This window comes from Streptococcus atopicus (assembly GCF_049166725.1).
GTDB lineage: Bacteria > Bacillota > Bacilli > Lactobacillales > Streptococcaceae > Streptococcus > Streptococcus hominis.
This window is the reverse complement of sequence record NZ_JBMHFC010000001.1, coordinates 192839-205041: the sequence shown is the minus strand read 5'-3', so window position 1 is coordinate 205041 and position 12203 is coordinate 192839. Positions and strand designations below refer to the sequence as shown.

12 protein-coding genes are annotated in these 12203 nt (G+C 39.3%); 3 read left to right on the top strand and 9 right to left on the bottom strand.

Annotated elements, in window-relative coordinates:
* Positions 1–172 precede the first annotated feature (172 nt).
* On the top strand, positions 173–601 hold the full coding sequence (locus ACOMA9_RS00975) for a DUF6556 family protein (protein WP_106083724.1): 429 nt from the start codon (positions 173–175) through the stop codon (positions 599–601).
* A 251-nt stretch (positions 602–852) separates the two neighbouring features.
* Here ACOMA9_RS00975 and ACOMA9_RS00970 read toward each other — a convergent pair whose 3' ends face one another.
* From ACOMA9_RS00970 to lepA, 7 genes are all read right to left on the bottom strand, one after another.
* The gene (locus ACOMA9_RS00970) at positions 853–1923 is read right to left on the bottom strand and encodes an ABC transporter substrate-binding protein (protein ID WP_421424363.1); all 1071 of its coding nucleotides are present in this window, start codon (positions 1921–1923) and stop codon (positions 853–855) included.
* Positions 1920–2693: an ABC transporter permease gene (locus tag ACOMA9_RS00965; protein ID WP_411942270.1), complete on the bottom strand. Its 774-nt coding sequence runs from the start codon at positions 2691–2693 to the stop codon at positions 1920–1922. The genes ACOMA9_RS00970 and ACOMA9_RS00965 overlap by 4 nt, the downstream gene beginning before the upstream one ends.
* Complete coding sequence (locus ACOMA9_RS00960) at positions 2690–3496, bottom strand: ABC transporter permease (RefSeq protein WP_106382540.1); 807 nt, start codon at positions 3494–3496, stop codon at positions 2690–2692. The genes ACOMA9_RS00965 and ACOMA9_RS00960 overlap by 4 nt, the downstream gene beginning before the upstream one ends.
* Positions 3477–4634, bottom strand: a complete 1158-nt coding sequence (locus tag ACOMA9_RS00955; RefSeq protein WP_003032878.1) for an ABC transporter ATP-binding protein — start codon at positions 4632–4634, stop codon at positions 3477–3479. The genes ACOMA9_RS00960 and ACOMA9_RS00955 overlap by 20 nt, the downstream gene beginning before the upstream one ends.
* A 97-nt stretch (positions 4635–4731) precedes the next feature.
* Positions 4732–5634, bottom strand: coding sequence for a UDP-N-acetylmuramate dehydrogenase (murB, locus tag ACOMA9_RS00950; RefSeq protein WP_003025014.1), 903 nt, complete (start codon positions 5632–5634; stop codon positions 4732–4734).
* A gap of 194 nt (positions 5635–5828) precedes the next feature.
* On the bottom strand, positions 5829–6473 hold the full coding sequence (locus tag ACOMA9_RS00945; RefSeq protein ID WP_247936700.1) for a hypothetical protein: 645 nt from the start codon (positions 6471–6473) through the stop codon (positions 5829–5831).
* 108 nt (positions 6474–6581) lie between these two features.
* Complete coding sequence (gene lepA, locus ACOMA9_RS00940; RefSeq protein ID WP_330945063.1) at positions 6582–8405, bottom strand: translation elongation factor 4; 1824 nt, start codon at positions 8403–8405, stop codon at positions 6582–6584.
* A gap of 136 nt (positions 8406–8541) precedes the next feature.
* Here lepA and ACOMA9_RS00935 point away from each other — a divergent pair, with 136 nt between their 5' ends.
* Together ACOMA9_RS00935 and pepT are read left to right on the top strand one after the other, a co-directional pair.
* Positions 8542–9357 (top strand): Cof-type HAD-IIB family hydrolase, encoded by an 816-nt coding sequence (locus ACOMA9_RS00935; protein WP_421424358.1) that lies wholly within the window; start codon positions 8542–8544, stop codon positions 9355–9357.
* Positions 9358–9490: 133 nt separating this feature from the next.
* Entirely contained in the window at positions 9491–10714 is a 1224-nt protein-coding gene (gene pepT, locus ACOMA9_RS00930; RefSeq protein WP_330945061.1) for a peptidase T, read from the top strand.
* Positions 10715–10773: 59 nt separating this feature from the next.
* Here the strand turns inward: pepT and ACOMA9_RS00925 are convergent, their stop codons facing one another.
* Together ACOMA9_RS00925 and udk are read right to left on the bottom strand one after the other, a co-directional pair.
* The gene (locus tag ACOMA9_RS00925) at positions 10774–11454 is read right to left on the bottom strand and encodes a YoaK family protein (protein ID WP_330945093.1); all 681 of its coding nucleotides are present in this window, start codon (positions 11452–11454) and stop codon (positions 10774–10776) included.
* A gap of 39 nt (positions 11455–11493) precedes the next feature.
* Entirely contained in the window at positions 11494–12129 is a 636-nt protein-coding gene (udk, locus tag ACOMA9_RS00920; RefSeq protein WP_049513421.1) for a uridine kinase, read from the bottom strand.
* Between the last annotated feature and the right edge of the window lie 74 nt (positions 12130–12203).

Below are 12203 nucleotides of genomic sequence, written 5' to 3'. Positions count from 1 at the left end.
TTTCTATCTGCTAACAGGACAGACAAGGATGGAGCTGATTTTTTGTAAAAGGTAATTTTTTCAATCAATTTTCGATTGCTTTACATGAAATTTTCAACATTTTAAATTTTTTTAAGACAATTTTAAATAAAGAGAGTATAATGAAGATGAGAAAGGAGATTATCAACTCACAATGGAAAATTATTCTCGGAAAAACAAAACGTCAAATGCAAAAGAAGAAAAAACACCTACTCGTCATCATATCAAAAAAGGACTTTCTGCTTTTCAGAAGACCCTTGCTACGATTGGGAGTATTCTTGGGATTATCACTGCAACGATCACAATCTTGACTTTCATGAACAATAATAAATCTGATAACAGGACAAAAAGTAGCAAAACGACACAAACAACTATTATCAAAGAAATTCAGAAAGAAACAACAACAGACGGGGCTCAATCTAGCGACACGACAGCTGCAAGTCAAGGTGAAACAGAAACGAGTAGCGCTAGTTCTGACACCACGCAGTCTAGCAATACATCAAGCGATACTAGCTCTAGTCAGACAAGTAGCAAAACGACTGACAACGATACAAATACAACTACTTCAAGCTCTAGCAATTAAAAAAGCGGAAGCGAGACAACTCATCAGACCAAGGTCTAGGAGTTGCTCAACTTCCGCTTTTTTATATTTAATTTCATACTCTCAATGAAAATCAAAAAGTTTGAATGAGATTCACTGCGTGAACCTTGTCCTACGACTTCAACTGGCTTCCAGAAGTTTTTTGATGGAAACCTTGCTTCCTTTATCCGCAGTCTTTAATAGTTCCTCGGGCTGTTAAAGTTTACGAAGTTCGAAACAATTTTCACGGAGCATTATTTCCGATACATTTTCACTTGAAGATACAAGTCATTATAAATTCCTAGCCATTTTGAGCCGAGCTGTTGATAAACTTCTAAGTGCTTCATTGTTTCTTCATCTGGGTAAAAAGCTTTGTCCTCTTGAATTTCTTTTGGCAGCATCGCTTTAGCAGACATGTTAGGCGTTGAGTAGCCAACATACAAAGCATTTTTATAGGCATTTTCAGGTCTTAACATAAAGTTAATAAATTGATAAGCAGCTTTTTTATTTTTAACTGTTTTAGGAATGACAATATTGTCAAACCAAAGATTGCTGGCTTCTGTGGGGACAATGTAACGAAGTTTATCGTTTTTTGCTAACATTTGCCGTGCTTCTCCTGAAAAACTAACACCAATCGCCGCATTGTTTTGAATCATATAGCCTTTCATCTCGTCTGCTACAATGGCTTTGATATTCGGCGTTAATGTATAAAGCTTATCAACTGCTTCTTGTAATTGCTTAGTATTTTTAGAATTGAGGCTATAACCTAAAGCATTTAGCCCGACACCCATTACCTCGCGAGCTCCATCAATCATCATAATAGAGTTTTTATATTCAGGTCGCCACAGGTCACTCCAATGCTTAGGTGCTGTTTTGACCAATTCAGTGTTGTAGACAATGCCTAGTGTTCCCCAAAAGTAAGGAATGGAGTATTGATTGCGGGGATCAAATGATTGATTTAAAAACCGATTTCCAATATTTTCTAAGCCTTTAATCTGAGAATGATCCAGCTTTTCTAATAAGTGCTCCGACATCATTTTAGAAATCATGTATTCACTGGGAATAGCAATATCGTAAGTTGTACCGCCCTGCTTAATCTTCGTGTACATGGATTCGTTAGAATCAAAGGTTTCATATTGGACTTGGACACCGGTTTCTTTGGTGAACTTCGTCAGCAACTCTGGATCAATGTAGTCTCCCCAATTGTAGATGACCAATTTGTCACCATTCCCGCTTTTTGTCCGACTTTCAATATGATAGCTTACTCCCCAAAGGACAAGGATAATGGCAACAATGCCCATTAAAAATGAATAGAGCTTTTTCATGCTTCATCCTCCTTCTCACGAGAAATAAAGTAATAGCCAATCACCAAAAGAATACTAAACAGAAATACCAAAGCAGAGAGAGCATTGATTTCTAGGGAAATTCCTTGCCGAGCCCGCGAGTAAATCTCAACCGACAAGGTTGAGAAGCCATTTCCTGTCACAAAGAAGGTCACAGCAAAGTCATCTAGAGAGTAGGTGAAAGCCATAAAGTAACCGGCAATGATAGCTGGCGTCAGATAAGGCAGCATGATTTCCTTGAGCATCTGAACTTGGCTTGCTCCTAAATCATAGGCCGCCTTAATCATGTCATCATTCATCTCTTTTAACCGTGGCAATATCATCAAGACGACGATAGGAATTGAAAAGGCAATATGACTCGCCAGAACAGATAGAAAACCTAATTGAAATTTGATAGTTGTAAAAAGAATTAAGAAACTTGCCCCAATCATGACATCTGGCGCCACCATGAGGATATTATTAACCGATAAAAAGGCATCTTGGTATTTCTTTTTGGCTTGATAAATATAAATGGCACCAAATGTTCCGATTGCTGTTGCAATCAAAGAAGATAGAAAAGCTAGAAAAAAAGTTTGTGCCAAAATGAGCATCAGGCGAGTATCACTGAACATATTTTGAAAATGCGTCAGACTAAAGCCTGTAAACTTGCTCATATCATCGCCAGCATTAAACGCATAGCCAATCAAATAAAAAATCGGCAAATAAAGAATTAAGAAGACGACTGTTAAATAAATACTAGCAGTTTTTTTCATCGTTCTCCCCTTTCTTTCGTTGCCCACATGATAACGAGCATGGCTACAATCAAGACAACACCAATGGTTGAGCCCATGCCCCAATTTTGTGTAGTCAGAAAATGCTGCTCAATGGCTGTACCTAGCGTAATAACGCGATTGCCACCGATCAAACGCGTCAGCATAAAAAGACTGAGGCTGGGAATAAAGACAGACTGCACACCGCTTCTCACGCCATTCATAGATAAAGGAAAAACGACACGACGGAAGGTTTCCCAACGATTGGCACCAAGATCATAGCTGGCATTGATCAGATTTTGGTCCATGTCTTCTAAAACATTAAAAATCGGCAATATCATAAAGGGCAGCTCAATATAACTGGCTACAAAAATAAAAGAGAAATCTGTAAACAGGATTTGCTGAGGACCAATCCCGATAAAACTTAAAAATTGATTGACAGAGCCATTTTGCCCGAAAATCCCAATAAAGGCATAAGCTTTGAGAAGGAGATTGACCCAGGTTGGCAAGATAATGAGCATCAACCAAAGCTGTCTGTGTTTTAATTGTGTCAATAAAAATGCCGTTGGGTAACTGATTACTAAAGTGACAACTGTGATAATCCCCGCATATAAAACAGAGTTCAAACTCATTTTGAGATAAGTCAGATTTTGCGAAGTGAAGTAGATCTTATAATTTTCAAGAGTAAAGTGACCTTCAATATTGAAAAACGACTGCCAAACAATCATGGCAACAGGCGCTAATACAAACAATAGAATCCAAAGAATATAAGGAGCAACAAAAAGATTAGAGGTTGTTTTCTTCATCGCGCTCCTCCTCAATAGCATTGATTAAGCCTGCTTCTTGCTCTTCCATTTCGACATATTCTTCAATCCGAGCGTCAAATTCTTCCTCTGTTTCATTGAGACGCATGATATGAATATCTTCTGGTTCAAAGTCCAGCCCAATCTCTTCTCCGACAATGGCTTTGCGAGTCGAATGAATCATCCACTCATTACCCAAGCCATCATAAGCGATGATTTCATAATGCACTCCGCGGAAGAGCTGGGTGTCAACCTTAACTTGAAGTTTTCCTTCTTCCGGAAGTGTAATCCGCAAATCTTCTGGACGAATGACGACTTCCACTTGCTCATTAGGACGCATTCCTCCGTCGACAGCTTCAAATCGTTTGCCATTAAATTCGACCAAATAGTCTTCAATCATCTTGCCAGGAAGAATATTGGATTCCCCGATAAACGTCGCTACAAAGTGATTGATAGGTTCGTCATATATATCAACAGGTGTCCCTGACTGCACAATCTCCCCGTCATTCATCACAAAAATCCAGTCGCTCATAGCCAGCGCTTCTTCTTGGTCATGGGTGACAAAGACAAAGGTAATCCCTAGACGCTGTTGCAATTCCCGCAATTCATACTGCATGTCTGTCCGCAACTTCAAATCTAGTGCAGACAAAGGCTCATCTAGCAAAACCACACGCGGTTCATTGACAATAGCACGCGCAATAGCAACCCGCTGACGCTGACCACCAGAAAGTTTGCGGATAGAGCGTTTCTCAAAACCGTCCAAACGCACCATTTTCAGGACTTCCGCAACCCGACGTTCTACTTCTTGTTTTTCAACTTTACGCAAACGCAACGGAAATGCCACATTTTCAAAAACGGTCATATGCGGAAAAAGAGCATAGGACTGAAACACCGTGTGCACATCGCGTTTATTAGTCGGAATATCGTTGATTCGGACGCCATCAAGAAAAACATCACCGCTTGAAGCATCTAACAAGCCAGCGATGATATTTAGAATGGTTGATTTTCCTGATCCAGATGCGCCTAGAAGTGTGTAAAATTTGCCTTCTTCTAACTCAAAATTGATGTCCTTTAAAACGACTGTATTGTTATCTTCAAAAACTTTTGATACGTTTCTAAATTCAATGATTGGTTTGTTCAATTGCCATAAATTCCTTCTTTTTCATAGATTGACAGATTAAAGTCTTGTCCTGACTGATTTTTTTAGAGAATAATATGAATGTTGCCACTAGGGACACTCATTTCTCCCCAATAATTCGGACTTCTCTCTCCAAAGTCACACCTGAATGAGCTTTCACTGTCTCAATCACATGTGCAATCAAATTTTCATAATCTGCTGCAGTTCCATTATCAACATTGACCATAAAACCTGCATGCTTTGTAGAAACTTCTACCCCACCAATGCGATGCCCTTTTAAATTTGCTTCACTAATCAATTGCCCTGCGAAATGCCCTACCGGACGTTTAAAAACAGAGCCACAAGAAGGATACTCTAATGGCTGCTTCAATTGACGAAGGTGGGTCAAACGTTCCATTTCTTGACGAATCACACGGTGCATTCCTGGTGCTAAGGCAAACTTAGCAGAAATCACCACATCACCTGTCTGTTGAACGTAAGAACGGCGATAACCAAATTTCATGTCTTGAGCACTAATATTTTTGATTTCTCCATCCCGTGTCAACACTTTACAAGAAAGTAAAATATGCGAAATTTCACCACCATAAGCACCAGCATTCATAAAGACAGCTCCACCAATGCTCCCTGGAATACCACAAGCAAATTCAAAACCTGTCAGGCTATGATGAAGTGCAATATGAGTCGTTTCGATGAGATTAGCACCCGCTTCTGCTTCAATGGTGTAGCCATCCACTGCCACTCCGTTTAATTTGTCAAACATAATGACAAAACCACGAATACCACCATCGCGAACGATGATATTGCTAGCATTCCCTAGTACCATCCAAGGGATCTGCTCCCGATTAGCAAATTTCACCACTCGTGCCAATTCATAGCGATTTCTCGGGAAAACCAAATAATCAGCAGCTCCACCTACTTTGGTATAAGTGTATTGTTTCAAAGGTTCATCAAAACGGATATCAATTCCGTTTAATTCTGATTTTAACATTTCTAAAGTTGACATTTTTTCTCTCTCTTAAACAAAATTCAATCTATTATACCAAATTTAGCAAATATTTACGATAAATTGAAGAAAATATTCTTTCAAAAAAGACCCAAATCATGGCTGAAGCCTTTATTATAGCTTTCCCAAACTATTTAAAAAGTGGATTGAAATCGCGATGTTTGTAAAATCACAATTTGAACTCCACTTTACTTTTAAATTTTTGTTTTTTCTTTACTCAAGCTCCATGTATTTTCGATATAATTAATGAACTTTATGAGTGTTGCTCGATCGCCCTCGAATGCAATGAGATAAACTTTCTCGTCTTTTTTGAAAATCCAACTAATCAAGTATTGACCTGATTTCATTATAACATTAACTTGATAAGCTTCGTTACCTGCAACCGTGCTTTTTGAACCCCAAATTTTCTTTACGTCTGCATTGTTTTGCCAATTGTAGTAAATGCGATTAGCAATCGTTTGTGCCGTAAATTCTTCTCCTTCTTTGATGTTGGCTTTTTCTTTCGTATAGGCATTCATGGTCACAATATTATAGGCAGAACCATCTGTATATTGAATACTATCGCCACCATTTACATCAGTAAACTTCACCCACTTTTTAGGAATATCAATATAACCGTAATCATCCGAACCAACACGTTGCATTTCTTCCATCTTCACATCTTTTTTCGTAGCATTTGATGAACTTGAGCTACTGCTTTCTTTTGCAGAGACTCTACTTGACGAAGATGACTGTTGTGATGATTTGGGTTTATTCCCTCCGCTTGAACTACATGCTTCTAGTGTAAAGATAAGGAGTACCGCTAAAAATAAAATCAGCCAGCTCTTTTTCTTCTTCATAACTAATTCCTCCTATCTTTTTATTTTAGCATATTTATTTAGAGTTCACAATTATTTCACGACACAAGAAAAGAGAGCATTCCACTCTCTTTATAACTTTTGTACATATCACTCATCATCCATGCTGAGGACGCTGAGGAACGCTTCCTGAGGCACTTCAACAGATCCGATTGCTTTCATCCGCTTCTTACCAGCCTTTTGTTTTTCCAAAAGCTTACGTTTACGGGAAACATCTCCACCATAACATTTGGCAAGTACATTTTTCCGTAGAGCTTTGATGTCTGTCCGTGCCACAATTTTCTGACCGATTGCTGCCTGAATCGGCACTTCAAATTGCTGACGCGGAATAATTTTCTTTAATTTTTCAACAATCAATTTTCCGCGTTCATAGGCAAATTCCTTGTGAACAATGAAGCTAAGAGCGTCTACTTTGTCGCCATTAAGGAGAATATCCATTTTAACGAGACTTGATTTGCGGTATTCTGAGATTTCATAGTCAAAGCTAGCATAGCCACGAGTTGAGGATTTTAGTTTGTCAAAGAAGTCAAAGACAATTTCTGCCAACGGGATTTGGTAGATGACATTGACTCGATTTTCATCGATATAGTCCATGGTCACAAAGTCACCGCGTTTACGCTGAGCCAATTCCATGACTGCTCCGACAAATTCCTGCGGCACCATAATCTGTGCTTTGACATACGGCTCTTCAATGGAATCAATCTTGGTCGGTTCTGGAAATTCGCTCGGATTGGAAACATCAAGGGCTTCGCCGTCTGTCATATTAACCTTGTAGATAACCGACGGTGCCGTCATAATCAAGTCAATATTAAACTCTCTCTCCAAACGTTCCTGAATCACATCCATGTGGAGCAAACCAAGGAAACCACAACGGAAGCCAAAACCTAGTGCCTGAGACGTTTCTGGTTCAAATTGTAGACTGGCATCATTAAGCTGAAGTTTTTCCAAAGCTTCCCGCAAATCATTATATTTATTGGATTCAATCGGGTAAAGACCAGCAAAAACCATTGGGTTCATTTGCTTGTAGCCATGAAGTGGTTCATCTGCTGGATTATTCGCCAAGGTCACCGTATCGCCAACCCGAGTATCTTGAACAGTCTTGATAGAAGCTGCGATATAGCCAACGTCACCAGTCGCCAGGAAATCTCGTCCAACGGCTTTTGGAGTAAAAATACCAACTTCGGTCACATCAAAAGTCTTGCCATTGCTCATCAGCTGAATGGTATCACCCGGTTTGACCACTCCGTCCATCACGCGCACTTGCAAAATAACTCCACGATAAGCATCATAAACCGAGTCAAAAATAAGAGCCTTGAGTGGTGCAGTCACATCTCCTGTCGGTGCAGGAACTTTCTCTACGATTTGCTCTAAGATTTCTTCAATCCCGATACCAGCTTTAGCCGAAGCCAACACAGCTTCACTTGCGTCCAAACCAATGACATCTTCAATCTCAGTCCGCACCCGCTCTGGGTCAGCAGCTGGAAGGTCAATTTTATTGATAACCGGCAAAATTTCTAAATCATTATCCAAGGCGAGATAGACATTGGCTAAAGTTTGTGCTTCAATGCCTTGTGCTGCATCAACCACCAAAACAGCCCCTTCACAAGCTGCCAAAGAACGAGAGACTTCATAGGTAAAATCCACGTGTCCCGGTGTGTCAATCAAGTGGAAAATATAAGTTTCACCGTTCTTAGCTCTATAATTAAGCTCAATCGCATTAAGTTTAATGGTAATGCCCCGCTCCCGCTCCAAATCCATGCTATCTAAAAGCTGAGCCTGCATTTCTCTGCTGGAGACCGTCTCCGTTGCTTCCAAAATTCTGTCTGCCAAAGTCGACTTACCGTGGTCAATGTGAGCAATAATAGAGAAGTTCCGAATCTTCTCCTGCCGTTTTTTTAATTCATCTACATTCATTTTTCTCATCCTTTTCGGGTATTCTATTTATTATAACATAAGGCAGGTGACTTTTACCAGTCTTGAAAAAGCGTTCCATATCCCGTTTCATTTGTGCTATAATAAAAGCAAATACATTTACAGAAATGAGGGTGCTATGATTAAATTAATCGCATTAGATATGGATGGCACACTTTTAAATAGCCAAAAAGAAATTCCCCAAGCACATATTGATGCTATTCATGAGGCAGTTGAAAACGGAGTAAAGCTCGTTCTTTGTACAGGTCGTCCCTTGGTCGGAGTGAAACCTTACTATGAACAATTAGGGCTGAGCAGAGAAAACGAATATGTCATCATTAACAACGGCTGCTCTACTCATCAAACGAAAGATTGGAATCTTGTTGCTTGGAAAGAGTTGAGTGTGGAAAACATTCTTTACTTGGATAAAATTTCCAAGCAAACTCCTGCCCAATTGACTCTTTTTGATGAAGAACGTTATTTAGTAGTAGACGAAAAGCCAAGTGAGCTAGTCACTTATGACGCTAGCCTTGTTTTTACAACCCCCACAGAAATCAGCCTCAAAGAAGCTATCAGCGGCAAGAATATCATGTTTCAAGCTATGTTTTTAGCACAGCCTGATGAATTAGACACCTTTGAAAAGCAATTTGCAAGCCAGATTTGCCAGCATTTCAGTGGCGTTCGTTCCCAACCAGTCATTTACGAAGCTATGCCCAAAGGCACTACTAAAGCGACTGCTCTTAGGGAATTAGCTCACCGATTAGATATCAAGCCCCAAGAAATTATGGCAATTGGTGACGCCAATAATGACATCGAAATGCTAGAGTTTGCAGGTCTTGGTGTGGCTATGGGAAATTCCAGTGATTATGTAAAAAAACTCGCTGATTACGTTACAGATAGCAATGATGAAAACGGTGTTGCCACAGCTATTGAAAAACTAATTTTGAATAACTAATAGGATGAATCATGAGCTTCTTTTCAAGTTCATGATTTTTATTGAAACATATTGTCATTCTTTCACTATTTGTAGATAGCCTTCCCTCCAAAAATATGATACACTAATTACATCTATGCAAAAAGGAGAACTTATGAACTACCCTACTCTTTTAGAACGTTTTTTGACTTATGTAAAAGTAAATACGCGTTCAGATGAACATTCTACGACGACACCAAGCACACAAAACCAAGTAGATTTTGCCAATAACATCCTCATTCCTGAAATGAAACGCGTTGGTTTGGAAAATGTATATTATTTACCAAATGGCTACGCTATTGGCACTCTTCCTGCAAATGACCCAAGTCTCACGCGCAAAATTGGTCTCATTTCCCACATGGACACAGCCGACTTCAATGCAGAAGGTGTCAATCCACAAATTATTGAAAATTATGACGGCAGTGTAATTTCGCTAGGACAATCTGGTTTTAACCTTGACCCTGCTGATTTTGATAGTCTGAAAAAATATAAGGGACAAACCTTGATTACAACTGATGGAACAACCCTTCTCGGCTCTGATGATAAATCAGGTATTGCTGAAATTATGACAGCGATTGAGTATCTGACAACTCATCCTGACATCAAGCACTGCGAAATTCGAGTTGGCTTTGGTCCAGATGAAGAAATCGGTGTTGGAGCTGACAAGTTTGATGCAGTAGATTTCGATGTAGATTTTGCTTATACGATTGACGGTGGACCTCTCGGAGAACTTCAATTTGAAACTTTCTCTGCAGCTAGTGCAGAAATTATTTTCCAAGGACGCAATGTCCATCCAGGTACTGCCAAAGGACAAATGATCAATGCTCTGCAATTAGCCATTGACTTTCATAATCAATTGCCAGACGGTGCTCGCCCTGAACTAACAGACGGCTACGAGGGCTTCTATCATCTTATGAATGTAGAAGGAACTGTCGAAGAAGCAAGAGCAAGTTATATCATTCGTGACTTCGATACAGCAACTTTTGAAAAACGCAAAGAACTCATGCGCTCTATTGCCGCTAAAATGAATGCAACGCTTGGCGGTGAACGCGTTCAGCTAGAGCTTAAAGATCAGTACTACAATATGCGCCAAGTCATTGAAAAAGACATGACACCTATCAATATTGCAAAGGCTGTTATGGAAAAATTGGACATCCAGCCAATTATCGAACCTATTCGTGGCGGAACAGACGGCTCAAAGATTTCCTTTATGGGCATTCCAACACCAAATATCTTTGCCGGCGGAGAAAACATGCATGGGCGCTTTGAATATGTCAGTCTGCAAACAATGGAACGCGCTGTTGATACCATTATTGGTATCGTTTCTTACAAAGACTAACATTCCATAACTCTATCAAAAAACTGCAACTCTCATCAAAGCTGAGTTGCAGTTTTAATTTATCTTCTGCGAATGTATTGCACCATTCTAAAAGTTAAAAATGCTAGTAAAATAATAGCTACGAGCCAGATTGTTTTCAACAAATAAAATTGTATCAAATAAGTGGAAACAATCGCTCCTGTCACAAAACTTCCTAATAAAGCAACGAAGAAAATACCTTCCGCTAAGCAAGTTTTTTCTTTTGTCCGCACATAAGTACCAAAAGCAACCATTGTTTTTTTGATATTGCCCGTCATAAAGGAATTATTGTAGACAATGCCGTCCACTTCACCAAAAGCTGTTGCCACCAACCCCATACAAAAACCAATCGGTGGAACAATGAAAAGGTTGGACACAGTTACTGATAGAAATCCTGTAAGCCCACAAACCAAAATCAGTGGAAGAATGCTGGATAAGCGCCATAAAGAATTTTCAAAGTTATTTTTGAAAATAGTTAGCACAAAAATGCCTAGCATAAAAGCCAGCATCGTTGCTAACTTCACTTCTATTTCTCCTGTCTCATGATGAATCAATTCAACTGACAAGAAAACAACGTTTCCTGTTTGGCCCGCAACCAATGTCCCGCCTCTTTCAATAAATGTATAAGCATCAATAAATCCCGCACAAAAAGTCAGCAGACAGGCAAAAAATTTCGAGCGCGAATGAAACTCTCTTTTTCTTTTTACATTATTTATCATCATCACCTAAAAAGTCTAGCAATTCCTCACTAGACTTCCTTTCTATTGCTCTCTTGCTTCCTGCAAGATTTTTTCAATCTTCGTTGTAATCAAATCAATCGCTACTGTATTAGAAGCTCCTTCTGGAATAATCACATCCGCATAGCGCTTCGTAGGCTCAATAAATTGATGATACATAGGTTTTACCACACCTAGATACTGCTCAATGACACTATCTAAACTACGTCCACGCTCATCCATATCTCGCTTAATCCGACGAATAATCCGAACATCATCATCCGTATCAACAAAAATCTTAATGTCCATTAAATCACGTAAGCGTTTGTCCTCTAAAACCAGAATTCCTTCTACAATAAAGACATCTTGCGGATCTTGACGATACGTTTTATCACTGCGTGTATGAGCTGTATAGTCATACGTCGGAATATCTACTGGACGTCCTGCCAACAATTCCTTGATTTGTGCAATCATCAAATCTGTATCAAAAGCAAAAGGGTGGTCATAGTTGGTCTTGATTCGCTCTTCAAACGTCAAATGTGACTGATCCTTATAATAAGAATCATGCTCAATCATAGAAATCTTTTCATTTGGGAAATTTGACAGAATGGCTCTTGAAACACTCGTCTTACCACCACCAGAACCACCTGTTACGCCAATAATAATCGGTCTATTTTGCATTATTCACTCCATTTTTTATCATCTTATCTATTTTACACCAAATCATGATATAATGAAAGAGGTAAATCAAAATA

Excerpts from the sequence above, each read along its gene's own strand:
- ACOMA9_RS00975 (WP_106083724.1), top strand. The coding sequence starts at position 173 with ATGGAAAATTATTCTCGGAAAAACAAAACGTCAAATGCAAAAGAAGAA.
- ACOMA9_RS00970 (WP_421424363.1), bottom strand. The coding sequence starts at position 1,923 with ATGAAAAAGCTCTATTCATTTTTAATGGGCATTGTTGCCATTATCCTT.
- ACOMA9_RS00965 (WP_411942270.1), bottom strand. The coding sequence starts at position 2,693 with ATGAAAAAAACTGCTAGTATTTATTTAACAGTCGTCTTCTTAATTCTT.
- ACOMA9_RS00960 (WP_106382540.1), bottom strand. The coding sequence starts at position 3,496 with ATGAAGAAAACAACCTCTAATCTTTTTGTTGCTCCTTATATTCTTTGG.
- murB (WP_003025014.1), bottom strand. The coding sequence starts at position 5,634 with ATGTCAACTTTAGAAATGTTAAAATCAGAATTAAACGGAATTGATATC.
- ACOMA9_RS00945 (WP_247936700.1), bottom strand. The coding sequence starts at position 6,473 with ATGAAGAAGAAAAAGAGCTGGCTGATTTTATTTTTAGCGGTACTCCTT.
- lepA (WP_330945063.1), bottom strand. The coding sequence starts at position 8,405 with ATGAATGTAGATGAATTAAAAAAACGGCAGGAGAAGATTCGGAACTTC.
- ACOMA9_RS00935 (WP_421424358.1), top strand. The coding sequence starts at position 8,542 with ATGATTAAATTAATCGCATTAGATATGGATGGCACACTTTTAAATAGC.
- pepT (WP_330945061.1), top strand. The coding sequence starts at position 9,491 with ATGAACTACCCTACTCTTTTAGAACGTTTTTTGACTTATGTAAAAGTA.
- ACOMA9_RS00925 (WP_330945093.1), bottom strand. The coding sequence starts at position 11,454 with ATGATGATAAATAATGTAAAAAGAAAAAGAGAGTTTCATTCGCGCTCG.
- udk (WP_049513421.1), bottom strand. The coding sequence starts at position 12,129 with ATGCAAAATAGACCGATTATTATTGGCGTAACAGGTGGTTCTGGTGGT.